Origin of the sequence: Sedimentitalea sp. XS_ASV28 (assembly GCF_041224545.1) — a bacterium.
In the GTDB taxonomy this organism is placed as follows: Bacteria; Pseudomonadota; Alphaproteobacteria; order Rhodobacterales; family Rhodobacteraceae; genus Sedimentitalea.
The window spans coordinates 339,129-363,954 of record NZ_JBGFGP010000166.1 but is presented as its reverse complement, the minus strand read 5'-3'; the positions used below and the strand labels follow the sequence as shown (position 1 = coordinate 363,954).

Annotated in this window: 27 protein-coding genes and 1 tRNA gene; 21 read left to right on the top strand and 7 right to left on the bottom strand. The window is 61.6% G+C overall.

Annotation, left to right across the window (positions count from 1 at the left end):
- Positions 1-27 precede the first annotated feature (27 nt).
- From AB9K34_RS20860 to AB9K34_RS20850, 3 genes are all read right to left on the bottom strand, one after another.
- The gene (locus AB9K34_RS20860) at positions 28-357 is read right to left on the bottom strand and encodes a sarcosine oxidase subunit delta (protein WP_369956481.1); all 330 of its coding nucleotides are present in this window, start codon (positions 355-357) and stop codon (positions 28-30) included.
- 4 nt (positions 358-361) lie between these two features.
- Positions 362-676: a TfoX/Sxy family protein gene (locus tag AB9K34_RS20855; protein WP_369956480.1), complete on the bottom strand. Its 315-nt coding sequence runs from the start codon at positions 674-676 to the stop codon at positions 362-364.
- Between the two features lie 90 nt (positions 677-766).
- Positions 767-2,011, bottom strand: a complete 1,245-nt coding sequence (locus AB9K34_RS20850) for a sarcosine oxidase subunit beta family protein (RefSeq protein ID WP_369956479.1) — start codon at positions 2,009-2,011, stop codon at positions 767-769.
- A 221-nt stretch (positions 2,012-2,232) separates the two neighbouring features.
- Here AB9K34_RS20850 and ccmI point away from each other — a divergent pair, with 221 nt between their 5' ends.
- Genes ccmI through AB9K34_RS20835 form a run of 3 tightly spaced genes read left to right on the top strand, consistent with a single transcriptional unit; the run spans position 2,233 to position 4,156 of the window.
- Positions 2,233-3,450: a c-type cytochrome biogenesis protein CcmI gene (gene ccmI, locus AB9K34_RS20845; protein ID WP_369956477.1), complete on the top strand. Its 1,218-nt coding sequence runs from the start codon at positions 2,233-2,235 to the stop codon at positions 3,448-3,450.
- Positions 3,447-3,929, top strand: coding sequence for a Holliday junction resolvase RuvX (gene ruvX / locus AB9K34_RS20840; protein WP_369956476.1), 483 nt, complete (start codon positions 3,447-3,449; stop codon positions 3,927-3,929). Before ccmI ends, ruvX begins: the two co-directional genes overlap by 4 nt.
- Positions 3,926-4,156 (top strand): DUF1289 domain-containing protein, encoded by a 231-nt coding sequence (locus AB9K34_RS20835; protein ID WP_369956474.1) that lies wholly within the window; start codon positions 3,926-3,928, stop codon positions 4,154-4,156. The genes ruvX and AB9K34_RS20835 overlap by 4 nt, the downstream gene beginning before the upstream one ends.
- Here AB9K34_RS20835 and AB9K34_RS20830 read toward each other — a convergent pair.
- Positions 4,147-4,956 (bottom strand): hypothetical protein, encoded by an 810-nt coding sequence (locus AB9K34_RS20830; RefSeq protein WP_369956473.1) that lies wholly within the window; start codon positions 4,954-4,956, stop codon positions 4,147-4,149. The two genes, AB9K34_RS20835 and AB9K34_RS20830, sit on opposite strands and share 10 nt — an antisense overlap.
- A gap of 3 nt (positions 4,957-4,959) precedes the next feature.
- Positions 4,960-5,967: a tRNA dihydrouridine(20/20a) synthase DusA gene (dusA, locus tag AB9K34_RS20825; protein ID WP_369956505.1), complete on the bottom strand. Its 1,008-nt coding sequence runs from the start codon at positions 5,965-5,967 to the stop codon at positions 4,960-4,962.
- A gap of 562 nt (positions 5,968-6,529) precedes the next feature.
- Between dusA and AB9K34_RS20820 the strand changes: the two genes are divergently transcribed.
- The 10 genes from AB9K34_RS20820 (at position 6,530) to AB9K34_RS20775 (ending at position 17,445) form a co-directional block, all read left to right on the top strand.
- On the top strand, positions 6,530-7,348 hold the full coding sequence (locus AB9K34_RS20820) for a GntR family transcriptional regulator (protein ID WP_369956472.1): 819 nt from the start codon (positions 6,530-6,532) through the stop codon (positions 7,346-7,348).
- Positions 7,348-8,862 (top strand): ABC transporter substrate-binding protein, encoded by a 1,515-nt coding sequence (locus AB9K34_RS20815; protein WP_369956471.1) that lies wholly within the window; start codon positions 7,348-7,350, stop codon positions 8,860-8,862. The genes AB9K34_RS20820 and AB9K34_RS20815 overlap by 1 nt, the downstream gene beginning before the upstream one ends.
- A gap of 66 nt (positions 8,863-8,928) precedes the next feature.
- Positions 8,929-10,419, top strand: coding sequence for an ABC transporter substrate-binding protein (locus AB9K34_RS20810; protein WP_369956470.1), 1,491 nt, complete (start codon positions 8,929-8,931; stop codon positions 10,417-10,419).
- A gap of 6 nt (positions 10,420-10,425) precedes the next feature.
- The gene (locus AB9K34_RS20805) at positions 10,426-11,352 is read left to right on the top strand and encodes an ABC transporter permease (protein ID WP_369956469.1); all 927 of its coding nucleotides are present in this window, start codon (positions 10,426-10,428) and stop codon (positions 11,350-11,352) included.
- Positions 11,349-12,215, top strand: a complete 867-nt coding sequence (locus tag AB9K34_RS20800; protein WP_369956468.1) for an ABC transporter permease — start codon at positions 11,349-11,351, stop codon at positions 12,213-12,215. The genes AB9K34_RS20805 and AB9K34_RS20800 overlap by 4 nt, the downstream gene beginning before the upstream one ends.
- 3 nt (positions 12,216-12,218) lie before the next feature.
- Positions 12,219-13,007, top strand: coding sequence for an SDR family NAD(P)-dependent oxidoreductase (locus tag AB9K34_RS20795; RefSeq protein WP_369956467.1), 789 nt, complete (start codon positions 12,219-12,221; stop codon positions 13,005-13,007).
- Positions 13,004-13,888, top strand: coding sequence for a polysaccharide deacetylase (locus AB9K34_RS20790; RefSeq protein WP_369956466.1), 885 nt, complete (start codon positions 13,004-13,006; stop codon positions 13,886-13,888). Before AB9K34_RS20795 ends, AB9K34_RS20790 begins: the two co-directional genes overlap by 4 nt.
- Complete coding sequence (locus AB9K34_RS20785; protein ID WP_369956464.1) at positions 13,873-15,447, top strand: gamma-glutamyltransferase; 1,575 nt, start codon at positions 13,873-13,875, stop codon at positions 15,445-15,447. The genes AB9K34_RS20790 and AB9K34_RS20785 overlap by 16 nt, the downstream gene beginning before the upstream one ends.
- Positions 15,440-16,417: an ABC transporter ATP-binding protein gene (locus AB9K34_RS20780; protein ID WP_369956463.1), complete on the top strand. Its 978-nt coding sequence runs from the start codon at positions 15,440-15,442 to the stop codon at positions 16,415-16,417. The genes AB9K34_RS20785 and AB9K34_RS20780 overlap by 8 nt, the downstream gene beginning before the upstream one ends.
- A gap of 89 nt (positions 16,418-16,506) precedes the next feature.
- Positions 16,507-17,445, top strand: coding sequence for an ABC transporter ATP-binding protein (locus AB9K34_RS20775; protein ID WP_369956462.1), 939 nt, complete (start codon positions 16,507-16,509; stop codon positions 17,443-17,445).
- Between the two features lie 421 nt (positions 17,446-17,866).
- Here the strand turns inward: AB9K34_RS20775 and AB9K34_RS20770 are convergent, their stop codons facing one another.
- On the bottom strand, positions 17,867-18,607 hold the full coding sequence (locus AB9K34_RS20770) for a GNAT family N-acetyltransferase (RefSeq protein ID WP_369956460.1): 741 nt from the start codon (positions 18,605-18,607) through the stop codon (positions 17,867-17,869).
- Between the two features lie 78 nt (positions 18,608-18,685).
- Positions 18,686-19,156 (bottom strand): outer membrane protein assembly factor BamE, encoded by a 471-nt coding sequence (locus tag AB9K34_RS20765; RefSeq protein WP_369956459.1) that lies wholly within the window; start codon positions 19,154-19,156, stop codon positions 18,686-18,688.
- Positions 19,157-19,240: 84 nt separating this feature from the next.
- Here AB9K34_RS20765 and AB9K34_RS20760 point away from each other — a divergent pair, with 84 nt between their 5' ends.
- The 8 genes from AB9K34_RS20760 (at position 19,241) to AB9K34_RS20725 (ending at position 24,823) form a co-directional block, all read left to right on the top strand.
- Positions 19,241-19,777, top strand: a complete 537-nt coding sequence (locus AB9K34_RS20760) for a DUF177 domain-containing protein (RefSeq protein ID WP_369956458.1) — start codon at positions 19,241-19,243, stop codon at positions 19,775-19,777.
- Positions 19,778-19,991: 214 nt separating this feature from the next.
- Positions 19,992-20,198, top strand: a complete 207-nt coding sequence (gene rpmF, locus AB9K34_RS20755; RefSeq protein WP_369956457.1) for a 50S ribosomal protein L32 — start codon at positions 19,992-19,994, stop codon at positions 20,196-20,198.
- A gap of 20 nt (positions 20,199-20,218) precedes the next feature.
- On the top strand, positions 20,219-21,352 hold the full coding sequence (plsX, locus tag AB9K34_RS20750) for a phosphate acyltransferase PlsX (RefSeq protein ID WP_369956456.1): 1,134 nt from the start codon (positions 20,219-20,221) through the stop codon (positions 21,350-21,352).
- The gene (locus tag AB9K34_RS20745; protein WP_369956455.1) at positions 21,349-22,320 is read left to right on the top strand and encodes a beta-ketoacyl-ACP synthase III; all 972 of its coding nucleotides are present in this window, start codon (positions 21,349-21,351) and stop codon (positions 22,318-22,320) included. Before plsX ends, AB9K34_RS20745 begins: the two co-directional genes overlap by 4 nt.
- A gap of 100 nt (positions 22,321-22,420) precedes the next feature.
- Positions 22,421-22,726, top strand: a complete 306-nt coding sequence (gene ihfA, locus AB9K34_RS20740; RefSeq protein WP_369956454.1) for an integration host factor subunit alpha — start codon at positions 22,421-22,423, stop codon at positions 22,724-22,726.
- Positions 22,727-22,741: 15 nt separating this feature from the next.
- Positions 22,742-23,572: a MerR family transcriptional regulator gene (locus tag AB9K34_RS20735; RefSeq protein WP_369956452.1), complete on the top strand. Its 831-nt coding sequence runs from the start codon at positions 22,742-22,744 to the stop codon at positions 23,570-23,572.
- A gap of 60 nt (positions 23,573-23,632) precedes the next feature.
- A tRNA-Pro gene (locus tag AB9K34_RS20730) sits at positions 23,633-23,709 on the top strand.
- 40 nt (positions 23,710-23,749) lie between these two features.
- Positions 23,750-24,823, top strand: coding sequence for a 2'-deoxycytidine 5'-triphosphate deaminase (locus AB9K34_RS20725; protein ID WP_369956450.1), 1,074 nt, complete (start codon positions 23,750-23,752; stop codon positions 24,821-24,823).
- Positions 24,824-24,826: the final 3 nt, after the last annotated feature.

Here is a 24,826-nt window from a genome sequence, read left to right as displayed (position 1 = left end):
GCAAACCGGATTGCGTTACGTGACAGCTCATGCGGCCCCCTCCCACGTCCAGTCGGGATGGCGCCGCCGAATGGCCCTGACGATGTCTTCCGGCGGTTCATGGCTCTGCGCCGGATAGGTTCCGAACACCTGCAAGGTCACGGTGTCCCGCGCGGCGTGAAACCACTTGCCGCATCCCTGCACGTGACGCCAGCGCTCGAGATGCAGGCCGCGCGGGTTCTTTCGAGAGAACATATAACCGTGGAACGCGTCCTCCGACGATCCCGGACCGTGACGCGTCAGATGCGCTTCGCCCCCGCAGGCCAGTTCGGTTTCATCGGCGGCTACACCGCAATAGGGGCAGGTGAGGATCAGCATCGTCTCATCCTTTCGGTGGCAGGCTGGCGACAAAGCCCAGCGAAATTTCGGTCAGTCGGCGGCGGGTGGTATCATCGGCAAAAGCTTCAGCACCGAGGCGCACGAATCCGCCCATTCTGCGCCCACCCATGACCATTGGCGTGACGCCGGGCAGCTCAAGCACCTCCGCCTCATTCGGCTTGCCCGGCCGATACAGCGCACCGTCCTTGCCGATCGCGCCGATCATGTTGCCATGCAGCAGAAAGCAAATACCGCCAAACATCTTCTTCTCGGACAGCCCGGGCCCGATGCCCAGATCCGCGCGCATGATGTCGGCCATCGCTTCGGAGCAGGACATGGCGCTAGCTCCCCCCTCGGCGGCCCAAGAACTTTCGAAAGTTCTTGGCAAATTTCTTTGAAGAAATTTGCATCAGTGCGCCACCCCGGCGGCAACACTCTCGTCGATGAAGCGCCCTTCCCTGAAGCGATCCAGCGAGAACGCATCGGTCAGCGGGGAATGCCCCCGCGCCATCAGTTCCGCCATGCCCCAGCCCGATCCGGGAATCGCCTTGAAGCCGCCGGTGCCCCAGCCGCAATTGATAAAACACCCCTCGAGCGGCGTTCTGGACAGGATCGGCGAGCGGTCGCCGGTCATGTCGACGATGCCACCCCATTGACGCAGCATCTTCAGGCGCGAGATCATCGGGAATGTCTCGACCAGCGCCCGCACCGTCTCTTCGATATGGTGGAAGCTGCCCCTCTGGGTATAGTTGTTGTACCCGTCAGCCCCGCCCCCGATGACCATCTCGCCCTTGTCGGACTGACTCATGTAGCCATGTACGGTATTGGCCATCACCACCACGTCCATGCAGGGCTTGATCGGTTCGGACACCAGCGCCTGCAACGCCACCGACTCGATCGGCAACCGGAACCCGGCCATCTCGGCCAGCACACCGGAATGCCCTGCCACCACGATACCGAGCTTGCGGCAGTCGATCGGCCCCTTGCTTGACTCGACCCCCACGACCTTGCCGTCTTGCTGGCGAATCCCGGTGACTTCGCATTTCTGGATGATGTCCATGCCCATGTCGGAACAGGCGCGCGCATACCCCCACGCGACCGCATCATGGCGGGCAGTGCCGCCGCGTTCCTGCCAGAGCCCGCCCAGAACCGGATAGCGCGGCCCGTCCAGATTGATGATCGGCACCAGGTCCTTGACACGTTTGGGGCTGATGAACCGGGTCTTGACCCCTTGCAGGGCGTTTGCCTCGGCGGTGCGCAGATAGCCGCGAACCTCGTGCTGGGTCTGGGCCAGCATGATCACCCCGCGCGGCGAGAACATGACATTGTAGTTCAAATCCTGGCTCAGCGTCTCGTAAAGGCTGCGCGCCTTTTCATAGATCGCGGCCGAGGGATCCTGCAAATAGTTCGACCGGATGATCGTTGTGTTGCGCCCGGTATTGCCGCCGCCAAGCCAGCCCTTTTCGAGGATTGCCACATTGGTGATGCCGAAATTCTTGCCGAGGTAATAGGCCGTCGCCAGGCCATGCCCACCGGCGCCGACGATGATCACATCATACTGCTTTCGCGGCTCTGCGGCCCGCCAGGCCCGTTCCCACCCGGTATGGTTGCGCAGCGCTTCGCGGGCGATAGCAAAGGCAGAATATCGTTTCATCGAGACCTCCGGGGCACGCGGCAGACAGGGATTCGGGCGGTTACCACCATACTATTGCTTCTGCGGGAGGACACGGAAGAGAGGACATTTACGGGCGGCATTTCCCGACCGAATTGCGACATAGGTCGAATTTGCCGCGCCTGATCGGGGCGCTCATTCTGCATTGTCCCTTTTTTCCCGCCCGTCGGAAAGCTACATGAAGGGCCAGAACAGGAGGCCAAATGACGTTCTGGATCATCACATCTGCACTGGCACTTGTCATCGCTGCGACGCTGGCTCTGGTATTGCTGCGCACACGCGACACCGCCGGCCCCGCGGCGGCCTTTGACATGCAGGTCTATCGTGACCAGCTCAAGGATGTCGAACGTGACCTTGATCGCGGCGTGATCGGTGCCGCCGATGCGAACCGGGTCCGGACCGAGATATCCCGACGGATCCTTGCCGCTGACACCCAGATGCAGGCCTCCCTGCCTCGGGGGGGGCAATCCTCGCCGCTCTCTCTGGCGATGGCGGTCCTGATCGGCGTCACGCTGATCGGGGGCTCGCTCATGCTGTATCGCTCGCTGGGCGCGCCGGGATACGGCGATTTCGGGTTGGACCGGCGGATCGAGCTGGCGGAAACCATGCACAATTCGCGGCCCAGCCAGGCCGAGGCGGAAGCCCGGCGCCCCGACCCCGCGTCGCCCCCCGACGTCAGCCCGGAATACGCCACGCTGATGGAGCGCCTGCGCGAAACGGTCGCCGAACGGCCCGACGACCTGCAGGGCCAGGTGCTGCTGGCGCGCAACGAGGCGGCAATGGGGAATTTCAGGGCCGCCGCCGCCGCGCAATCGGATGTGCTGCGCCTCAAGGGCGAGACTGCCACGCCCGAGGACCACGCCGAATACGCCTCGCTCATGATCATGGCGGCCGGGGGTTACGTGTCACCCGAGGCCGAAGAGGTGTTGGAGCGCGTGTTGTCCCGCGATCCCCAAAATGGCACCGCACGTTATTATTCGGGTCTTATGATGGCGCAGACCGGCCGGCCCGATCTGGCCTTTCGCGCCTGGAACGGCCTGTTGCAGGACAGCCCGCCCGACGCGCCATGGGTCCGCCCCATCCGGGCGCAGATCGAGGACATGGCGCGCCGCGCCGGGGCCGAATTCATGCTGCCCTCGCAGCCCGGTCCCAGCGCCGCCGACATGGCCGCCGCCAACGATATGAGCGAGGAAGACCGCCGGGAGATGATCCGTGGCATGGTGCAGGGATTGTCCGACCGGCTTGCAACCGAGGGCGGCACGCCCAGCGAATGGGCCCGGCTGATCGGGGCCCTGGGTGTTCTGGGAGAGAACGAACAGGCCAGCGCCATATACGCCAATGCGCAAGAGGTATTCGCGGGCGACGACGAGGCACTGGCCCTGATCCGTCAGGCGGCGACGCAGGCCGGAGTAGACCCGTGATCTGCGACCTCTTCGACGATTTTGCAGCCGCCTGCCCGCCGATGCGGGCGCTGATCGGACTCGACCTTGGCGACAAGACCATCGGCGTGGCCTTGTCCGACCGTCTGGCCGCAACGGCAACACCCGTCGAAACCATCAGGCGGCGCAAGTTCACGCTGGACGCCGAACGGCTGTTGCAGATCATCGACAATCGGGACGTGGGTGCGATCCTGCTTGGCCTGCCGCGCAACATGGATGGCAGCGAAGGGCCGCGGTGTCAATCTACCCGCGCCTTTGCCCGCAACCTCAGCCGCCTGACCGATCTGCCCATCGGCTTCTGGGACGAACGGCTGAGCACGGTTGCCGCCGAACGCGCATTGCTCGAGGCGGATACGTCACGCAAACGTCGCGCCGAGGTGATCGATCACGTCGCCGCCAGCTATATCCTGCAGGGGGCGCTGGACCGGATGCGCCATATCAGGAACGAGGCCGCAGGATGAACGACGACGTCTGGAAGCGTGACGAGGTCGACTCCCCATGCGTCCGGATCTGTGTCGTGCATCCCAAGGAACGCTTGTGCGTCGGCTGCCTGCGCAGCATCGATGAAATCGCCCGTTGGTCGCGAATGAGCGCTGACGAGCGTGCAGCGGTCATGGACGAACTGCCCGGTCGCGCTCCACGACTGCAAAAACGACGCGGCGGGCGCACCCGGCGCAATCAGGGCTGAGCGCCCATCCATTGTCCGATACCACCGGGCATCTCGGGCCGGAAATAGGCGATCATCCTGCCGTCCGGATCGGCCTCTGCGCCACTCTGCCACGGTGCGACCCCGTGTAACGCCATACGGTGCAGCAGCACAGCCTCGCCCGGTTGCGCCGGCAAAGGCACGCGGCGACAGGTTTCAAATACACGTTTGCGCGCAGCGACATAGGTATCGGTGACATCGACCTGCGCGCAGGCCTCTGGCGCATGACCATCAAACGCCCCGCGAAACGCCTCGCGCATGATGTGATGGCTGCCTTCCCACACAACCAGCGGGGCAGCGGTGGGCGCGGCAGCGGTCAATGGCAGGCCAAGGATGAAACCGTGCGGTTCGAACAGGTAGCGCCGCCTGTCCCTGCCCTGCGCCCGCAATCCGTCCACATGCGCGGCATCGCGCGCAAGGCGATATCGCGCCGCCCCGGCGCTCTCGCCCCGGCGCGGGCGCGGATAGCCGGGATAGGTCACCGAGACCTGCGCCGCATGGAGCGGCGGAACATCGCCATAGCATCGCTTGATGAACGCGAGGGCATTGCCCGCCAAGGGCGGCGAACCGGCGACCCTGCCCTGCGCGTCATTGGGCAAGACATCGACTCCGACAAACCAGGTCCCGTCACAGTCCAGCCATTGCGCATGCGCCGGGTCCCGCACGGCGGCGCGCGCCGCGGGACACGCATATCCGACCCAGTCACCGACCTGCCGATCGTGCTCGAAGATCAGCCAGCCGTTTCGGTCGAAGACCTGTCGCTGGCCGTCACCGGTATTCATGTCCTAACCCGCCTGGCTGAGGTGATCGGGCGCAACCTCGTCCAGCGCCGCGAGCAACAGATCCGGACCAGCCCCGGGCCGATGCGCCCCTTCCGAGAGCATCCTGCGCCAGGCGCGCGCGCCCGGCTGGCCGCTGAACAGCCCAAGCATGTGACGGCTCACCTGATGCAATTTGCCGCCCTCTGCCAGATGCGCCTCGATATACGGCACCATGCGATGCACAACCTCGACCGGATCACTGCGCATACCTGTGCCGAAGATTACAGGATCCGCTTCGGCGAGAACCGACGCCGGATCGTGATAGGCCGCGCGGCCGATCATCACACCGTCAAGCCCCGCATCGAGAAAGGCCCGCGCCTGCTGCAGCGTCGTGATCCCGCCGTTGATCGAGATGTGCATATCCGGAAAATCCCGCTTCATCTTCAGCACCAGATCGTAATCGAGCGGCGGGATATCCCGGTTCTCCTTGGGACTCAGCCCCTGCAGCCACGCCTTGCGCGCATGAATCGTGACCCTGCGGCAGCCGGCGCCACGAATACGTGCCAGAAAGGCGGGCAACGTCTCTTCGGGTCGCTGCTCATCCACACCGATCCGACATTTCACCGTGACCTCGACATCGCTTGCTTCCTGCATCGCCGCGACACACTCGGCCACCAGATCGGGCTGCAACATGAGCACCGCTCCAAATGCCCCCGACTGCACCCTGTCGGACGGACAGCCGACATTGAGGTTGATCTCGTCATACCCCGCCCGCGCCCCAAGCCGCGCGGCCTCGGCCAACTCCGAAGGATCCGACCCGCCAAGCTGCAAAGCGACGGGATGCTCCTGCGGGCTGTACTCCAACAGATGCAACGCCCCACCCCGTACCAACGCGGGCGCTGTCACCATTTCGGTGTAGAGCAACACTTCACGACTGAGTAGCCGATGAAAATAACGGCAGTGACGGTCCGTCCAGTCCATCATGGGCGCCACACTTAGCCGTTCTGCTTTTTCAACTTTACTTTTCAATATCTTAACCTCAGCTCCGAATGAGCCTCATGTAGCACGCTTGGCGTGGATTTTCGGGGGTTTTCCCGGTCTTCCCGGGTTTTCGATTCAGAATTGCTACCGTGTAGCACATTTGAGCTGCCAGAACACCGTCGCATCCTCCGGCCGGGTTCACCCCGCGCGCCGCCACCCTTCGCCCTGTGTCTGACCCAAGGAAATCAGGTTTCAAACCCAGAGTATGCCGCGCGCGAATGCACCGACTTCCTTCTCACAACAGCGAAGAAGGGAGCTAGCCGAACAAAGGTTCGCCTGCTGACGACCTCTCATGTGTCAGCGGAATCTTCAATGTGAAGCGCGCGGATGATGGCATAGCGCGTGATTTCTCCCCTTGGCTGTCGAAACCATATTGTGTTCGCGGTTCTCAAACTCCGGCGAGAGAGATCGGCAAAATAGCTATTTAGATCAGTTCGACTGGAAGCAGGTGGCTTGTCCCCAATCGGTCAGAAAATAAAAATTTTAAAAAAGGGATTTGAAAATGTTTAAAGGTCTAGGTTAGAATTTTTAAAGAATCGGAAAGGAGAAGCGCGTGTTCGATCCATCTTCACCTTTTTTGGAACCTGCCGACCCGTTGGCGCCCGCGCAGAAGACCAGCTTTGCCGAAGACAGGCTGAAACTGGCGGTTCAGACTTGCGAGCTTTCGCCGGGTTCCGTCGCAACCGAAGCACAGATCGCCGACCGTTTCGGGATTGGCCGAGCCGGTGTGCGCGTGGCACTTGCACGCCTGTCCGCCGTGGGCCTTGTTCATCCGATCCGGAGAGCCGGATGGAAGGTGTTGCCGGTGACAGGCGCGCTGATCGGCGATGTGATTTCGGCGCGGCGACAGGTTGAACCCAGCCTCGGAAATGCATGTCCGGATCCGGACGCCGTCGCCCGGATGGGCACGCTGGCCGAGATGATCGAAGTGCTCGAAGGCCAATCGGACCCGGCCAGCATCATCACCCGTCGCGGATATGAACGCGAAATGCTCGACATCCTGATGGATGCCGAGGGCAACCGACTGATAGCCAATTTCCTTTCAGGGCTCTGGGATCACTCGGACCGCATCCTGCGCTTCCTGGACACAAGCCATTTACACCCTTTCGTCGCAGGCAATGCACGCGCTTTGGCGGAGGCTGCCGCGAAACGCGACAGCACCGGCATCGTCGCATTGCGCATGGCGGAGATTGATGCCTTTCGAGAATACGCCGTCACAGGTCTCATGCGGAATCGCACCGAACTTGGCGTCACTGCAGAGGCTCACAAGGCCTCGGAGAACAATGGTCAACAATGGCCGGACGGAGGCAAGACAACCGGAACCGATCCGAAAACCGGATCCGGGACCATGTCCAACAAGGGAGCTACCTGATGAATACGACGACCCGTGCAGCGCGATTTGCACTGCCGTTTCTACTGTCCCTGGGTGCGGCGCTTTCGGCGCATTCGACCGCCTCCGCCAAGGAATTGCTGACCATCGATCTGGTGAATGAGCCATCATCCCTGGACCCGCATCAGCAATGGAACCCGGACAGCTATTACGTCTACCGCAACATCTTTGACAACATGGTGACCCGTAACGATGCGGGTGAGATCATACCGCAGATCGCGACGGCGTGGGAACGAACCAGCGACACGGAAACCGTGTTTGCGATCCGCGATGATGTAATTTTTCACGACGGCACGCCCCTGACGCCCGAAGACGTGGTCTTCAGCGTGGAACGCATCACCGATCCCGACTTCGCCTCGCCGCAGCTGGGCCAGTTCAACAAGATCATCAAAGCCGAAGTGACCGGCGAACACGAAGTCACGCTGACCACCGATGGCGCTTATCCGGCACTGCTTGCCCAGTTGGTCAAGCTGTCGATCGTGCCGAAACATGTCGCCGAGACCATGACATCGGCGGAGTTCAACGAGGCCCCGATCGGCTCGGGTCCATATGTCTTCGCCACCTGGCAGAGGGGCGTTTCGGTCAAGGTCACCAAGAATCCTGCCTATTGGGGTGACGCGGGGCCGTTTGACACGGTCGTGTTCCGGGGAGTGCCGGATGCGGCCACGCGCGTTGCCAACCTGCAGGCCGGCACATCCGACCTCGTCGTGACACTGAACACCGATCTTGCGCAGCAGGTAGAGAACTCTGGTCGCGGCAAGGTTCTGACCGTCAACACCGAACGGGTGGCATATTTCGCGATGAACGGTGCGCTGTCGCCGCTTGATCAGCCGGACCTACGCAAGGCCATCGGCCATGCCATCGACCGCGAGGCCATCGTTGACGGTCTGCTCGGCGGCTACCCTCAGATCGTCGATCAGTTGCTATCGCCCGCGCATTTCGGCTGGACCGACGGGATCGAAGGCTACAACTACGAGCCTGAGAAAGCGCGCGCGTTAATTGCGGGGCTGGACACCGCGCCCGATATGGAGCTTGGTCTTGCCACCTCGCCCGTGTTTGACCAGCGCGTCGTACAGGCGATCCAGCAGATGCTGACCGATGTCGGCCTCAAGGTCGGCATCCAGACATCCGACATGGCCACCTGGCTCAAGGATCAGCAAACATCGCCGGATCAGGCGCCCATGCTGACCTTCTCGCGCTGGTCCTGCGCCTGTCAGGATCCGGACGGCATCATGTACCCTCTGCTGCACAGTTCCTCGAACTGGAGTCGTGCATCCGATCCGGAAATGGACGCACTGCTCGATGAGGCCCGAAGTGAGCTGAACGAGGCAGATCGCGCCGCACTTTACGCCCGGATCAACCGCATTGCACTTGAAAATGCCTACATCCTGCCCCTGTACCAGGCGGCCATCATCTATGGCGCGGCGGAACAGTTGGTATGGCAACCCACCTCCAACGAGTCTCTCTTTCTCAACCGCATGAGCTGGAGCGAATGACCTGCTACGGGGCCGCAAATCCGGCGCGGCCCCGCTTCATGGAAAACCCACTGGAAGGATCGGACTATGTTTCACACAACCTTGCGCGGTTTCCTGATCGCCGCCAGCATGCTGACCGCACCTGCCCTGTCTGCTCAGCAGATTACTGTCAACCTGGTGAATGAACCCTCGACGCTGGACCCACACCAGCAATGGAACCCCGACAGCTACTACGTCTATCGCAACATCTTCGACAACGTCGTGACACGTGACGATGCAGGCGAGATCGTACCGCAGATCGCAACGGCGTGGGAGCAAGTGTCGGACACCGAGATGGTGTTGAAAATTCGCGAAGGCGTCACGTTCCACGACGGCTCGCCGTTGACGGCTGAGGACGTGGCTTATTCTGTCCGCCGCATCACGAATCCCGAGTTCGGCTCTCCGCAACTGGGTCAGTTCAACCAGATCACCGGTGCCGAGGCGACCGGGGAGTTCGAAGTCACCTTGACTACGGACAGCCCCTACCCCGTTCTGCTCGCACAACTTGTCAAACTGTCAGTCGTGCCGAAAAACGTCGTCGAAGAATTGGGCGACGAGTCGTTCAACGCCGCGCCAATCGGCTCCGGCCCCTATGCATTCCGGGAATGGAACCGTGGTGTCGATGTTACGCTGGCGCGTAACGATGACTACTGGGGCGAGGCCGGCCCGTTCGACGCTGCGGTCTTTGCCGCAGTGCCCGACGCATCGACACGCGTGGCCAACCTGCGTGCGGGCACCGCAGACCTGATCGTATCCATCGACAGCGACATCGCCCGTCAACTGGAAGGCCAGCCCGGTGTCCAGGTTCTGACTGCGCCCACGGAACGGGTGGCCTTCATGGGTATGAACACGACACGCCCACCGCTGGACGACCCGCAGGTCCGCAAGGCCGCGACCATGGCGATCGACCGCGAAGGTATCGTTCTGGGCATCCTCGCCGGCGGTGAAACCGTCGCCGGACAGATGGCGACGCCTTCGCATTTCGGCTACGTCGACGGGGTCGAGCCAGCGCCTTACAACCTTGAAGAGGCAAAGCGTATCGTCGCGGAAACTGGCGCTGGCGAAACGCCAATGGAATTCGCGACCTCGCCAGTCTTCGATCAGCGCATCGTACAGGCGATCCAGCAGATGCTGACCGAGGCGGGCTTTGACGTCGAAATCTCCATGACGGACATGAGCACGTATCTGCAACGGGCCCGCGCACCGGAACAGACGGAACGTCCGTTCTTCAGTTTTGGACGCTGGTCCTGCGCCTGTCAGGACGTGGACGGCGTGCAATTCCCGCTGTTGCATTCCTCATCAAGCTGGAGCCGTGTGAACGACCCGGCGCTGGATGAGCTTCTGGAGCAGGGCCGCAGTTCGCTGGACGATAGCACCCGCAAAGCCGCCTACGCACAGGTGCAGCGCGCCGTTCGGGACAATGCTTATATCCTGCCGCTTTATCAGGCCGTCGCACTCTATGGAGCATCGGACAAGCTGGATTGGACACCGACGGCAAACGAAAGCCTGTTCCTGAACCGTATGGGCTGGAGCGAATAACCACCCATGCCCGTCTTCCTGCTACAAAGGTTCGGTCAGGCACTCGTAGCGATCTTCGGCGTGACGACACTGGTGTTCTTCATCCAGCGTTTGACCGGCGATCCCACCTATCTGCTGGTACCGGAAACGGCGACGCAGGCGGATATCGAGGCCATGCGCCGATCACTTGGCCTCGACCAGCCGCTGCTGGTGCAATACGCGAACTATCTATGGGATATGCTGCGAATGGATTTCGGGACATCCTATGTCCAGAACATCGCCGTGGTCGAGATCATAGCATCCCGTTTGCCATACACCGTACAACTGGCCGGCGGCGCATTGCTCGTCGCCTTCGTAATCGGGCTGCCACTGGGACTGGCGATGGCAATCTGGCGCAAACATCCTTTGACGAACGCGCTAATGGGTTTCGTGCTTGGTGCTCAAAGCATGCCGACCTTCTGGAGCGGCATCCTGATGATCATGATCTTTGGCGTTTGGCTGGGCTGGCTGCCCCCATCGGGATCGGGCAGCTTCGCGCACCTGATCATGCCGTCAATCGCGCTTGGCCTGCTCTCCATGGCGACCTACGCGCGCATTGCCCGTAGTGCTGTGATTGACGAACTCTCCAAGGACTACGTGCGTTCAGCGCGCGCGCGTGGCGTCGGCACCGGGCGGTTGGTAACGCGACACCTGATCCGTAATTCACTGATCCCGGTCATTTCGATCAGTGCGCTGGAGATCTCGCAGCTACTTGCCGGGGCGGTGATCGTCGAAACAGTCTTTGCCTGGCCCGGTCTCGGCCAGTTGACCGTCCAGTCGGTTCAATCCCGCGACTTTGTCGTCGTACAGGGCATTGTCCTTCTGGGTGCCTTTGTCACGATCAGCGTGAATCTGCTGGCCGACATCCTTTACAGCGTTGTCGACCCGCGCATTCGCAAGGGAAGCCGGGCATGAGCGCCCTCACCTCTACGCTGAAGGTGATGTTCAGGCGGCCCGCCAGCGGAGGCGTGCCTATCGGATTGTTCGTCCTCATTCTTGTGGCGCTGGTCTTTGTCGCAATCCTTGCACCGCTCATAGCGCCCTACGATCCGAATACGCAAAACCTGCTGGGACGTTTAAAACCACCCGGCACCGAAGCGCGCGGCGTGTACTACCTGCTGGGATCGGACGAGCTGGGGCGCGATCTGCTAAGCCGGGCAATCTACGGAGCACGCGTATCGCTCGCCGTGGCGGTACTTTCGGTGCTGTTGTCCGGGGCGGTGGGAATCACGCTGGGGATGCTTGCGAGCTACCTTGGCGGCTGGGTCGAAGTGGTTGTGATGCGCTTGGTCGACATCTTCCTGTCGATTCCGGCCATCCTGCTGGCCATCATCATGGTCGCGGTGCTGGGGCCCGGTTTCGTGAACGTGGTTCTGGTCCTCGCCCTCACCCGCTGGCCACGCTATGCCCGTGTTGCTTATGGTCAGACGCTGGCCGTGTCGAGCCAACCCTTCGTCAGGTTGGCCACGGCCATGGGTGCGGGGCCTTTCCACGTACTGTTCCTGCACATTCTGCCGAACATAATCGCGCCACTGGCCGTGGTGGCGACGCTGGAATTCGGCCTGATGATCCTGTTCGAGGCAGGCCTGTCCTTCCTCGGTATGGGGGTGCAACCGCCCACCGCCAGCTGGGGCGCGATGTTGAGCGTCGGACGGAACTACGTATCCAGCGCCTGGTGGATCGCGACCTTTCCGGGGCTGTGTCTCTTTCTTCTTGTGCTCTCGGTGAACCTGCTGGGCGACCGGCTGAGCGAATACCTCAACCCGAAATCGAGATAAAACATGAACTTCGGAACAGAATTTTCAGGCCAGAAGGTCATCATCACCGGGGCGCTTGGCGTGGTCGGGCGCTGGCTGGCAGAAGGCTTCGGGGCAGCAGGCGCAGTGCTTTGTCTGACCGACATGGATCAAGATGCGCTGGATGCCTTGGCCGCCGAGGTCGGGTCGGAAGGCAGCTTCGGCCTTGCCTGCGACCTGCGCGATGCAACCGCCATCGATAACTTCGCGGCAGAAGTCGGCAAACGCTGGGTTGCGGCGGACATTCTCATCAATAACGCGGGCGTCTATCCTTCGGGCTTTCTGCTGGACACGGACGCTGACAATTGGGACCGCATACTCGACATCAACCTGCGCGCTGTTCATCTTCTGACCCGCGGGATCGCAACCCAGATGATCCGGGCCGAGCGCAAGGGCAGCATCATCAACATCTCGTCCGGAGCAGCGCGCAAAATGCGCCTTACCGCGGCTCCCTATAGCCTGTCCAAAACAGCGCTGGATCGCCTGACCAAGGGCTACGGGTTGGAGCTCGCGCGTTATGGCATCCGGGTAAACGCTCTGGAACCGGGTTTTGCCGCCGGTTCCACCGCCAGTCCCCTGTCGGACGAGCACATCAAACGTGTCACCGCGTCCATGCCGCTGGGGCGCGCCTCTACACCTGACGATGTCGTGCCTGCGGCCATGTACCTGGCCAGCAAGGCAGCCAGTTTCGTCACCGGAGCAACGTTGACCGTGGATGGAGGCAATTCCATCGGCTCGATGGATGTCTACCAGAACAAGAAAGACCCCCTATGAGCGCACTCGACCTCCCCGCTGCCTATCCCTGGCCACAGGGAAAGACCTCGGCCTTCTGTTTCAGTATGGATGTGGACGCGCATTCGCCATGGATGTGGAACAATCGTCACGACTTGCCGCAGTATCTCAGTCATCTTGAACAGCGTAATTTCGGGCCACGGGTCGGTGTCCGCCGCATCGCCGATGTTCTGAAATCCCTGGGCGTAAAGGGCAGTTTCTACGTCCCCGGCGCTGTTGCCGAAGCACATCCGTGGATGTTGCCAGCACTTGTCGACGCAGGCCACGAGGTCGGCTTGCACGGCTACTTCCATGAACTGGTGACAGAGGTGTCGGACGAGGAGTTTTCGCGTGTACTGGACTCCTCGATCGAAATCTTCGTCCGCCAGACCGGCGAAAAGCCCCGTGGTTTCCGCTCTCCCGCGTGGGAAATGACCCCGCACATGCTGCGCGAGGTCAAACGCCACGGCTTCTATGACAGCTCCCTCATGGGGTATGACACACCACATTCCGTCGACGGTGTCGTTGAAATACCGGTAAACTGGGGAACGGACGACGCGATATTCTTCAAGTTTCTGGGCAGCGGTGATCCCGCCCCCCGCAGCACATCCGAAATCCTCGGCATGTGGACCGACGAACTGGAAGCCTCTCACCGCTTCGGGTCACTGTTCATGCTGACGGTGCACGACTGGATCTCGGGCCGCGGCGCACGGCCCGTGATGCTGGAGCGGCTGCTGGAAAGGGTGCTGGCCAAGGGCGACATCTGGATCGGTACTGTCGCCGAACTTGCCGCCCATCATTCGGCCCATGCGTTGGACCGCGATTGCGTCAGCGCCAGCATCCCCACCACCCTTCTGGAGCACCCGGCATGGACCAGAACGTGACCGACCGCGCCGATGCGACCTGGACGGTAAGCAAGTCGCAACTGGACAGTCCGCGCGGTGTCGTTGCAGCACAGCATTTTGAGGCAGCGCAGGCCGGGGCACAGATACTGGAAAACGGTGGTAACGCCATGGACGCCGCCGTTGTCACGGCGCTTGTGCTGTCGGTCGTCGAGCCCTGGCTGAGCGGCATCGGCGGCGGCGGCCTGCTGCTTTGGGCATCGGGTGACGGCGGAGAGGTAGACACGCTCGATTTCAATGTCCGCGCAAGCCGCAACATGGACTGGTCGCAATATCCGCTGGTCGAAGGACGCGATGGCGACTGGTTCGACTGGCCTTCCGTCGAAGATGACCGAAACCTCATCGGCTACGCATCCATCTGCATTCCCGGCGCTGTGGCGGGCTTTTCCGAAGCGCTTGAGAAATATGGTACGTTGTCATGGGAGGACGCGCTCGCGCCGGTGATAGAAATCGCCGAGAGGGGCATGCGGATCGACTGGTTTACCTCGCTCTGTCTTGCGATAGATGCGCAAGGCCTGGCGCGCCTGCCCGCGTCGGCTGAGCTGTTCCTGGACAACGGTCGCCCCCGCCGGGTTCCGAATGGCAAGCAGGTGGACTACCTGCCGATGCCGGCCAAGGCGGCAACGCTGCGCCGACTGGCCCGCGCTGGCGCACAGGATTTCTATGAAGGCGAGATTGCGCGTAGTGTCGTGACGGATTTGCTGGCGGGCGGGTCGGTCATAGATGCAACGGACCTGGCCGAATATCAGCCGCGTTGGCGCAGCGCTCAGAGCGGCTGCTATCGGGATACCGAAGTTGCGGTTGTTCCGGGCCTGAGTGGTGGGCCAAGCCTGCTGGAAACGCTTTCGCGGATCGAGACATCGCTGACCACCGGCGCAACCGAAGCGCAGGCCGCAGCCGTTTACGCCAGCGCAATCCGCTCGACCTACGAGGACAGATTAAAAACGATGGGCCATGCGGGTGCGCACGGCGACTGTACCAGCCACGTCTCGGTAGTCGATGCCGATGGAAACATGGTATCGCTGACCAACACGCTTTTGTCGCGGTTCGGATCGAAGGTTACGCTGCCCGGCAGCGGCGTCCTGATGAACAACGGTATGATGTGGTTCGATCCCCGCAAAGGGATGCCAAACAGCATTGCCCCCGCCGCACGGCCGCTGGCAAACATGTGCCCGGCCATCCTCAGTCGCGATGGACGTCCCATTATGGCGATCGGTGCCGCCGGTGGTCGCCAGATCTTTCCCTGCGTCGCACAACTGATCAGCTATGTGCTGGACCGCGGCATGTCTCTCGAAGAGGCTTTTCACGCGCCGCGCATCGACGGGTCGGGGCCCACCATCGTTATAGATCAGGCTGCGGCGCCGGATGTGGCCGCGGCAGTCAGCCAGTACTACCCCGTCGAGATCCGGGCGAACTCGCTTCACCCCGTTCTGTTTGCAATTCCATCAGCGGTCCTGCGTGCGGGCGGGCGCAATTCCGGTATGGTCCATCCGGTCAACCCATGGACGGCCTGTGCGACGGAAGCAGGGCGACATGATTGACGCGCATACGCTCGAAATCCGCGATCTCTGCATCGACGTCGGAGACTTCTCCGTGGTCGACGGTGTCGAATTCTCCATCGGGCGCGGTGAGATCGTCGCCCTGGTCGGAGAAAGCGGATCGGGCAAGAGCCTGACGGCGCTGTCGATCATGGGCCTGCTGTCGGGCGCGGTCCATCAATCGGACGGCACCGCCACGCTGGAAGGGAAGCAGCTTGATCTGCAAAACGATGCGGCCATGCGAAAGCTGCGCGGAACGGCTTTGTCAATGATCTTTCAGGAACCCATCGCTTCGCTCAATCCGTTGCTCAGCGTTGGCGCACAAGTCGCCGAAAGCTTGATTGTGCACGGTCGCGCGTCATCCGCAGAGGCTTGGGATCGCGCGGTCGAGATGTTGCAGGACGTGGGAATTCCCGCACCGGATCGCCGCGCCCGTCAGTTGCCGTCCGAACTTTCGGGAGGTATGTGCCAGCGAGTCATGATCGCATCCGCCCTGATCGCCGCCCCGCGCCTGCTGATTGCGGATGAGCCGACCACCGCGCTGGACGTAACGATCCAGGCACAGATCTTGCACCTGATGCGCAGTCTGCGAGACGAAACCGACACCTCGATTCTGATCATCACGCATGACATGGGCGTTGTCGCCTCGGTCGCGGACAGGGTCTGCGTCATGTATGGCGGGCGGATCGTCGAGCAGGCGGAGGTCCATCAACTTTTTGCCGCGCCCCGACATCCCTATACCAAGCTGTTGCTTGCAACGATTCCGCGCCTTGATGGCGCCCGCAAACAGGAGCTTTTTTCCATCAGCGGCATGGTGCCGGATGCTTCGGCCTGGCCAGAAGGTTGCCGTTTTCGCACACGCTGCCCGCTGGCCTCGGAAAGATGCGCGACGCGACCGCAGCTGGTGCCGGTCGGAGACACCGGCCACGTCGCCGCCTGCTGGCACACTGACAAGGTGGACGGATTGACATGAGCGAAGCGCTGCTTTCAGTGAGGGGTCTAAAGGTCCACTTTCCGGTCGCAACCGGCAAACTCTTTGGCGAAACACCCCTGGTCCGGGCCGTGGATGGCGTCGATCTTACATTGAACAAGGGGGAGACGCTGGGAATCGTCGGCGAATCCGGGTGCGGCAAATCGACAACCGGAAACGCCATTCTGGGGCTCGCACCGGTGACGGCCGGTGAAATCCTGTTCGAAGGGCGCAATGTGGCAACATTGACAGGCCGCGACCGGCAGGCACTTTGGCGCGATCTGCAGGTCGTGTTCCAGGATCCGGTCTCCGCGCTGAACCCCAAGCGTACCATTGCCCAGTCGATTGCCGAACCACTGGTAATCCATGGTGCGACCAGAGCCAAACGGCAGGCCCGCGTTGATGAACTGATGGCACTGGTCGGATTGCGGTCCGGCCTGCGCGACCGTTACCCCAACGAACTTTCAGGCGGGCAGCGACAACGTGTCGTGATCGCAAGAGCATTGGCCCTCGAACCTCGGATAGTGATTTGCGACGAGGCGGTTTCCGCCCTGGACGTCTCCATCCAGAGCCAGGTGCTGAACTTGCTGCTGCGTTTGCAACATGATCTCGATCTGTCCTATCTCTTTATCAGTCACGACCTGAGCGTCGTGCGCCATATCGCTGATCGCATCGTCGTGATGTACCTTGGAACAGTGGTGGAGGAAGCGCCGACTGATGCATTGTTCAGCAGAGCCTTGCACCCTTATACCGAGGCGCTCCTGAGCGCAGTGCCAATTCCAGACCCGGTAATAGAACGCACCAAAACCACGAGCCCCCTGCAGGGCGACGTGCCCAATCCTATGGACATGCCGCGCGGCTGTCCGTTCGTCTCCCGTTGCCCGTTGCGCGAAGCAGGTTGCGAGGACGTGCGCCCTGTCCCGGTCGTCGTCGCGCCGGGGCATCGACTTGCCTGCCACGTTAAAGAGCGCGAAATCACGGGACAATCTGCTCTCGACGACGCCAGAACCGCAGCAGGTCAACTGCCCTGAATGTCGTGACCATGATCGACATGCCCGACTGTGCCAATAAAGCGTTCCGCCAAGAACCTGAATTATTGGAATTTCCTTGAGTTCTGATCTGCAATTCATCCTGGCCGAGAAGACGGGCCGTTTCAGCACCTTTGCTGAGTGCGTTGCGGGCGCGATTAATCTCGCTACGCACAAGATTGCTGTTGCCGCTAAAACCACAATCAAAGCCGGATGCTGTCTCCTCCACCTGCCGCCCTACCGCCAACCTAGACCCGATTGAGACGGCGTTCTCCAAGCTCAAAGCGCACCTGCGCAGAGTCGGTGCTCGAACATTTAATGACATGTTCCACGCTCTCACCGAAACCTGCGACCTCTACACAACGGAGGAATGATAGAACTACTTCGAGGCTGCCGCATATGTCTCAGGTCAAAGTCGGACGCTTTAGCGCGCAAGCGCTCGCAGGAGGCGTTTTCGGCTTTCGGGGATGGCGGTGATTTCGAGGCCGGTAAAGACATGCAGGGTGTCCATGTGCCGGTCAATCACGGCGTGATCGCCGACCCGACCGCCCATTGCGAGATAACTTCGCAGGAGCGGCGGCATCTGCGCAAGCGCCTGCTCTTCGTCTTGCGCGCGCGCGTATCGGTCCACGTAGTCGATGCTCGATGGCGTCGTTGTCGCCAGTTGCCAGCTTCGTGGCGCAAGGTGACGCGTGGCCAGCACGGAAAAGACATCGCCATATCGGTCCGGGTCGGTCCCGGCAAAGGAGGTGCAGCCGATCAACATATGCGCCCCGACCCCGTCGACGAAAGCCGTCAGCGCGCCCCACGCGATCCGCAGAATGTCGGCATCGCGAATCCCCGGTTCGACACAGAATCGTCCGAGTTCCACCAGGGGCGCACCCGCATCGAAAAGCGCGGAAAAATCGTAGTATTGCGCGCAGTAGCTGTCTCGGCAATCATCCGGAACCGTCAATACCCTCAGACGGAAACAGCACCTGAGCTCCCCGGTCCGGGTATCCTCGACGAGCATATGCAGGCTGGTGTCGTCGAATTTGTCGCGATCCGGCTGCGCCAGACCGAACCCTCTTTGCCGCAGCGCACAGGCATCGGCAATGTCCTGCGGCGAAATTGCCTGACGCACCTGGTAGCGTCCCTGCGTCTGGATAGGGTTCTGCTGAAGCATGACGGACTCGTATGAAACCTGCGCGAATCGTAGGTCCGCAATGTCACAGGTTCAAGGCAGAAGCCCGAACGCTCCGCTTTATTGGTTGGCTACGGCACCGGGGTTGAAGTTGCCGATATTGCCGAGAACCTGGCGCAGGAACGTGGTATTGTTGACGCTGGACTCGGTGACGCGCCGGTTCAGGACGACGACACGACCGTCTTCCAGCCCGAAACGCTCGATGTTCTGAACGATGCCGGACTGGGTGAAGCTGATCGCGACCAGTTCCCGCGCAACGACCTTTGGCTCGGTTGCCCCGTAATGGCGCAGGCGGGATCTGACATAATAATAACCGCTCTCGTTCAACACGCCCGAGACCGATGGCACGCCGATCGCCTCGGCGACGGTGTCGCGTGTGTCGACCCCGACCGAGACCTTGGCCAGGTCCTCTTCGGTGGGCACATAGCCGTGATCGCGATAGATCGCCGTGCACCCTGCGACCGCCAGACCGGCCAGGAACAAGACGGCCGCGCGCAATGTCGGTTTGATACAGGATGATTTGCCGAACATGGCTGCCCTCTTGCCTTGGCGTGATACGCCTTTTATCCCGATTACAGAAACCGGACGGATGGTTCAAGAAACGAAAGACCAACGATGCCCGATACGACATCCCTGAGAGTCGCCGATCTGCGCCAGAACACCCCGACGGCTTTCGACCTGCGCCCCGATCCGGGCATGCAGAAGGCGCTGGCCGATGAACTCGGCCTGACCGGCCTGCGCAAGCTCCGCTTTTCCGGACAGGTCTCCGCGCGGGGGCGGCGTGACTGGGAACTGACCGGCAGACTTGGCGCAACGGTGGTCCAGCCCTGTGTCGTCACGCTTGAACCGGTGACGACGCGCATCGACGTGGATGTCAGAAGGCTTTACGTGGCGGACCTGCCCGAAGTGACGGCTGACGAGATCGAAATGCCCGAAGATGACAGCATCGAGAGGCTCGGCAGCGTGATTGATCCGGGCGCTGTGATGACCGAAGCCCTGACACTGGCATTGCCGCTCTATCCGCGCAAGGACGACATCGCGCCCACAAACGCCGTTTTCGCGGAAGAGGGAATCAGCCCGATGAGCGATGAAGACGCGCGTCCCTTTGCCGGGCTTGCAGAGTTGCGCGATGCCCTGAAAAAGGATAGCTAGCCGCCCAAGATACTCCAAACCGGCCGGGTGCGTGGAAAAATCGCTTGCGCCCAAAGAAAATCGCAGTATTTTCGCGCGCTCACCGGATTTAGGGTTGGACATCGTACGGGCCTCGGCCTAAACGCACGTCACGCCGGTCAGAACGATACGCGAAACTCGAAATGCAACACGGCCACGGATCGTCCGCCGGCCCCTATCAGACAAAGGTTGAGACATGGCTGTCCAACAGAACAAAGTATCCAAATCGCGCCGCAACAACCGTCGTGCGCACGATGCATTGGTTGCTGCAAACCCGAACGAATGCCCGAACTGTGGCGAGCTCAAGCGTCCGCACCATGTTTGCGCCTCCTGCGGTCACTATGACGACAAGGAAATCGTCGCGCTGACCGAAGAGATCGATCTGGACGAAGACGCCGCGTAAACCGGACAGGCCAGCGCTGAATGACGGCCCATCCCGACCAGAACCCGGCACAAGACAACCGTATCATCATATCGGTTGACGCCATGGGCGGAGACAAGGGTCCCGGGGCCGTTGTCGCTGGCATTGCTAAATCTGCGGACAAGAACCCGGAAATCGGGTTCATCCTGCACGGGCCGGAAGCAGAGCTTCGCCCGCTCGTGGCTAGGCGCGCCGTTCTGAAGGATCGGGTTGAGTTCCGCGACACGGCCGACGTGGTCACGATGGAAGACAAGCCACGCGACGTGATGCGCAACGGCAAGGGCACCTCCATGTGGTCGGCGCTCGAGTCGGTGCGCAATGGCGAGGCGGCGGGCGTCGTTTCATGTGGCAACACCGGTGCGCTGATGGCGCTCAGCGTCATCAGACTGCGCAAACTTCCGGGCGTGAACCGCCCGGCGATCGCGATTCTCTTCCCCTCGCTCAATCGACACGGGTTCACCCTGATGCTGGATGCCGGTGCGGATATCCGTGCCGACGATCAGGACCTGCTGCAATATGCCCTGATGGGCGCGTCCTACGCGCGCAACGGCCTTGAACTCGATCAGCCGCGTGTCGGCCTGCTGAATGTCGGCACCGAAGAACACAAGGGCCGCACCGAACTCAAAGAGGCGCATGGGCTGATCTCGCGTTTCGCCGATCAGGCGAATTTCGACTTTGTGGGCTTTGTGGAGGGCAGCGACATTCCCGGCAATGTTGCCGATGTCATCGTCACTGACGGCTTTACCGGCAATGTCGCGATCAAGACCGGTGAAGGAACCGCGCGCCTGATCGCATCGCTCTTGCGCGAAGCGTTCGGATATTCGCTCCTGTCGCGCGTGGCATCCGTGCTCGCGATCACCTCGCTCGACCGGCTGAAAAAGCGAATCGACCCGCGACGGGTCAATGGTGGTGTGTTTCTCGGGCTGAACGGCACCGTGATCAAATCCCACGGCAGCGCGGATGCAACCGGCGTGTCCGCCGCCGTCAAGCTGGCCTTTCAACTCGCCAAGACAGGTTTCTCGGAAAAACTGGCCGCCCGGGTTGCATCCACCGTTGTGCTTGCCCAAGATGCCTCGGAACCGACCGACGAGACGGCGGAACAACAAGAAGATAAAGAAAATAAAGGCCAGGAATGACACTGCGCGCAGTCGCCATCGGAATCGGACACTACCTGCCCGACCGCGTCGTCCCGAATTCTGAATTCGAAGCGACCCTGGACACCTCGGATGAATGGATTCGCTCGCGATCGGGCATCGAACGTCGGCATTTTGCCGCTGATGGCGAAACCACCTCGAACCTGGCCAGCAAAGCCGCAACCGCCGCATTGCAGGACGCCGGACTGTCCGCCGCAGATATCGATGCGATCATCGTTGCCACCTCGACAGCGGACCTGACCTTCCCCTCGGCGGCCACGATGGTGCAGGCAGAGCTTGGGATGCGGCACGGCTTTGCCTTTGACGTACAGGCGGTCTGCGCCGGTTTTGTCTATGCGCTCAGCACCGCGAACGCGATGATCGTATCGGGCCAGGCACGGCGTGTTCTGGTCATCGGAGCCGAAACCTTCAGCCGCATAATGGACTGGACCGATCGGGCAACCTGTGTGCTGTTCGGCGATGGCGCCGGGGCTCTCGTGCTCGAAGCGCAGGACGGCACGGGCACCTCGGAAGACCGCGGCGTGCTTGCGACCGACCTGCATTCTGACGGGCAATTCAAGGATTTGCTCTATGTGGACGGCGGGGTATCGACCCAGACCACCGGACATCTGCGCATGCAGGGCAACCAGGTTTTCCGCCATGCGGTCGAAAAACTGGCCGCGACTGCGGAAGCGGCGCTCGACAAGGCCGGGCTGTCGGCCGAAGAGGTCGACTGGATCGTGCCGCATCAGGCCAATATCCGCATCATTCAGGGCACCGCGCGCAAGATGGGGCTCGACATGGAAAAGGTCGTCGTCACCGTCCAGGATCACGGCAACACATCCGCAGCCTCGATTCCCCTCGCGTTGTCGGTCGGGAAGCAGCGCGGTCAGATCAAGACCGGCGATGTCGTCGTGACCGAGGCCATCGGCGGCGGGCTGGCGTGGGGTGCGGTGGTGTTGCGCTGGTAATGATCCGCGCAAATACGCCTTTCTACACCCTTGCAAATCATTGATATTGACAGCGAATTTACCTCGCCCCTATGCTGCGTGCCAACATCAGGGGGTAATTATGGGCGAAAAGACTTTGACGCGGATGGACCTGAGCGAAGCTGTATTCCGAGAAGTCGGTCTTTCACGAAACGAAAGCGCCCAGCTTGTCGAGAGCATGCTCGAACATATGTCGGATGCGCTCGTGCGCGGCGAACAGGTCAAGATCTCCTCTTTCGGCACCTTCAGCGTTCGCGACAAATCGGCCCGTATCGGGCGCAATCCGAAAACCGGAGAGGAAGTTCCAATTCAACCTCGCCGTGTTCTGACTTTTCGTCCGTCTCACCTGATGAAAGACCGGGTTGCCGCAGGCAACAAGAAATCCTGATCCGAGGATCCGTGAATGACCAAGTCGCCTGACGCATTTCGCACGATCAGCGAAGTGGCGGATTGGCTGGGCATCCAGGCCCATGTCCTGCGCTTCTGGGAAAGCAAGTTCAGCCAAGTAAAGCCGGTCAAGCGCGCGGGGGGGCGACGGTATTATCGGCCCGCCGACATGCAATTGCTCGGCGGTATCAAACAACTGCTTTACGAAGACGGCCTGACCATCAAGGGTGTTCAGAAAATCCTGCGCGAGCAAGGTGTTGGCCACGTCGCGTCCATGTCTCCTCCCCTTGCGGAGCCTTCGCTTGCAGAGGCCGCCGTCACGGAAGGCGTCACGCCCTCCACGCCGGCACGCGCGGATGACGCCCAGGAGACAGATCAGCCTTTCGTGGAACCGCAAACGGAACAGAGCTCCGAACACACGGTCGAACACACGGACGAAATTTCAGAAACCACGCCCGCCGCGACCGCGCCCACCACGGATGACGCCGCCGGAACAGAGCCTGATGCATCGGAAACCGAACAGGAGCAACTTCCCCTGCCCCAGTTCACCCACCGCCGCCCGGCACATCCTGCCGCCGGGAGTCCGGCACCGGTAACACCTGACGCTCAACCTGCGGACGTGTCCGAGACCGCAGTCCCGAAAGAAACCGTTGCGCAGCAACCCAAGGTCGTTCCGCTGGTCGTGGACGCGGCGGACCCGCCTGACGAAAGCGATCTGCCCTATTCCCCCGGTATACTCGCCGATCTCGCGGCCTGTGACTCGCTCGATGCCCGCAGGGTTGCAGCTGTCGTCCCGCTGATCGGGGCGCTGGAGGCGTGGTTGGACAAAGCGTCCGGCGCGGCATAGGAAATTTGCGGTGATTCCCTCTTGCTCCCGGTCTGAAAACCGGTATGAACGGCCCATCGTCGGGCTATGGCGCAGCCTGGTAGCGCGTCCGTCTGGGGGACGGAAGGTCGCAGGTTCGAGTCCTGCTAGCCCGACCAAATCACACCGACGATTTCCCCCATCGCCAAGGGGAACGAAATGACAGGCGTCAGTCCGAATCAGCAGATCACCGCGATGCTGGAAAACGGCACGATCACCGCCAGCGCGCCGATCGCACCGGGCCAGGTGCAGCCCGCCAGTCTTGATCTGCGTCTGGGTGACGTCGCCTATCGTGTCCGTGCCTCATTCCTGCCCGGTCCCGAGCGGACCGTACGCGAACGGATGGCCGATTTTGCCATGCACGAAATCGACCTGACCGGCGGGGCCGTTCTGGAAAAGGGCTGTGTCTATGTCGTCCCGCTGATCGAGAGCCTTGCCCTGCCCGCCGGCATGTCGGGCGCCGCCAGCGCAAAGTCTTCCATCGGACGCCTCGATCTGCTGACCCGCATCATTACGGATCGCGGTCTGGAATTCGATCGCATCGCGCCGGGATACCACGGTCAACTCTTTGTCGAGATCTGTCCGCAGAGCTTCTCCGTCATTGCACGGACAGGCCAGATGCTCAATCAGGTGATCTTTCGCACCGGCAAGACCGTCATAGAAGATGATGAGTTGCGCGACATCCATGCAGCTTCGCCCATCGTGTCCGGCGATGCGGTGATTTCGGACGGGCTCGGATTTTCCGTCGACCTGCGCCCCGAGAGCGGCACGCTGGTTGGTTACCGGGCCAAACCACACACGGGCGTCATCGATCTTGCACGGCTGAACCACTATGACCCCGACGATTTCTGGGAGCCGGTGCGCACCGAAACCGGCTGGATCATTCTCGATCCTGGCGCGTTCTATATCCTTGTCAGCCGCGAGGCGATATCGATCCCGCCCCATTGTGCCGCCGAAATGGCCCCCTATCTCGCGATGGTCGGCGAATTCCGGGTGCATTACGCGGGCTTCTTCGACCCCGGCTTTGGCTATGCCGGGGCGGGCGGCTCGGGATCGCGCGGGGTGCTTGAAGTGCGCTGTCACGAGGCGCCGTTTGTTCTGGAGCATGGCCAGATCGTCGGCAAGCTGGTCTATGAGCGAATGGCCGACATTCCGACCCAGCTTTACGGCGCGGGAATCTCGTCAAACTATCAGGGCCAGGGGCTCAAACTCTCGAAACACTTCCGATCCTGATTC

What these genes read in the sequence shown, in the direction of transcription:
- AB9K34_RS20815 (WP_369956471.1), top strand. Translation starts at nt 7,348, where the DNA reads ATGAATACGACGACCCGTGCAGCGCGATTTGCACTGCCGTTTCTACTG.
- AB9K34_RS20805 (WP_369956469.1), top strand. Translation starts at nt 10,426, where the DNA reads ATGCCCGTCTTCCTGCTACAAAGGTTCGGTCAGGCACTCGTAGCGATC.
- rpmF (WP_369956457.1), top strand. Translation starts at nt 19,992, where the DNA reads ATGGCTGTCCAACAGAACAAAGTATCCAAATCGCGCCGCAACAACCGT.
- AB9K34_RS20860 (WP_369956481.1), bottom strand. Translation starts at nt 357, where the DNA reads ATGCTGATCCTCACCTGCCCCTATTGCGGTGTAGCCGCCGATGAAACC.
- AB9K34_RS20850 (WP_369956479.1), bottom strand. Translation starts at nt 2,011, where the DNA reads ATGAAACGATATTCTGCCTTTGCTATCGCCCGCGAAGCGCTGCGCAAC.
- plsX (WP_369956456.1), top strand. Translation starts at nt 20,219, where the DNA reads ATGACGGCCCATCCCGACCAGAACCCGGCACAAGACAACCGTATCATC.
- AB9K34_RS20770 (WP_369956460.1), bottom strand. Translation starts at nt 18,607, where the DNA reads ATGCTTCAGCAGAACCCTATCCAGACGCAGGGACGCTACCAGGTGCGT.
- AB9K34_RS20830 (WP_369956473.1), bottom strand. Translation starts at nt 4,956, where the DNA reads ATGAATACCGGTGACGGCCAGCGACAGGTCTTCGACCGAAACGGCTGG.
- AB9K34_RS20780 (WP_369956463.1), top strand. Translation starts at nt 15,440, where the DNA reads ATGATTGACGCGCATACGCTCGAAATCCGCGATCTCTGCATCGACGTC.
- AB9K34_RS20790 (WP_369956466.1), top strand. Translation starts at nt 13,004, where the DNA reads ATGAGCGCACTCGACCTCCCCGCTGCCTATCCCTGGCCACAGGGAAAG.
- AB9K34_RS20745 (WP_369956455.1), top strand. Translation starts at nt 21,349, where the DNA reads ATGACACTGCGCGCAGTCGCCATCGGAATCGGACACTACCTGCCCGAC.
- ccmI (WP_369956477.1), top strand. Translation starts at nt 2,233, where the DNA reads ATGACGTTCTGGATCATCACATCTGCACTGGCACTTGTCATCGCTGCG.
- AB9K34_RS20855 (WP_369956480.1), bottom strand. Translation starts at nt 676, where the DNA reads ATGGCCGACATCATGCGCGCGGATCTGGGCATCGGGCCCGGGCTGTCC.
- AB9K34_RS20760 (WP_369956458.1), top strand. Translation starts at nt 19,241, where the DNA reads ATGCCCGATACGACATCCCTGAGAGTCGCCGATCTGCGCCAGAACACC.
- ihfA (WP_369956454.1), top strand. Translation starts at nt 22,421, where the DNA reads ATGGGCGAAAAGACTTTGACGCGGATGGACCTGAGCGAAGCTGTATTC.
- AB9K34_RS20800 (WP_369956468.1), top strand. Translation starts at nt 11,349, where the DNA reads ATGAGCGCCCTCACCTCTACGCTGAAGGTGATGTTCAGGCGGCCCGCC.
- AB9K34_RS20765 (WP_369956459.1), bottom strand. Translation starts at nt 19,156, where the DNA reads ATGTTCGGCAAATCATCCTGTATCAAACCGACATTGCGCGCGGCCGTC.
- AB9K34_RS20795 (WP_369956467.1), top strand. Translation starts at nt 12,219, where the DNA reads ATGAACTTCGGAACAGAATTTTCAGGCCAGAAGGTCATCATCACCGGG.
- AB9K34_RS20835 (WP_369956474.1), top strand. Translation starts at nt 3,926, where the DNA reads ATGAACGACGACGTCTGGAAGCGTGACGAGGTCGACTCCCCATGCGTC.
- AB9K34_RS20735 (WP_369956452.1), top strand. Translation starts at nt 22,742, where the DNA reads ATGACCAAGTCGCCTGACGCATTTCGCACGATCAGCGAAGTGGCGGAT.
- AB9K34_RS20725 (WP_369956450.1), top strand. Translation starts at nt 23,750, where the DNA reads ATGACAGGCGTCAGTCCGAATCAGCAGATCACCGCGATGCTGGAAAAC.
- AB9K34_RS20810 (WP_369956470.1), top strand. Translation starts at nt 8,929, where the DNA reads ATGTTTCACACAACCTTGCGCGGTTTCCTGATCGCCGCCAGCATGCTG.
- AB9K34_RS20785 (WP_369956464.1), top strand. Translation starts at nt 13,873, where the DNA reads ATGGACCAGAACGTGACCGACCGCGCCGATGCGACCTGGACGGTAAGC.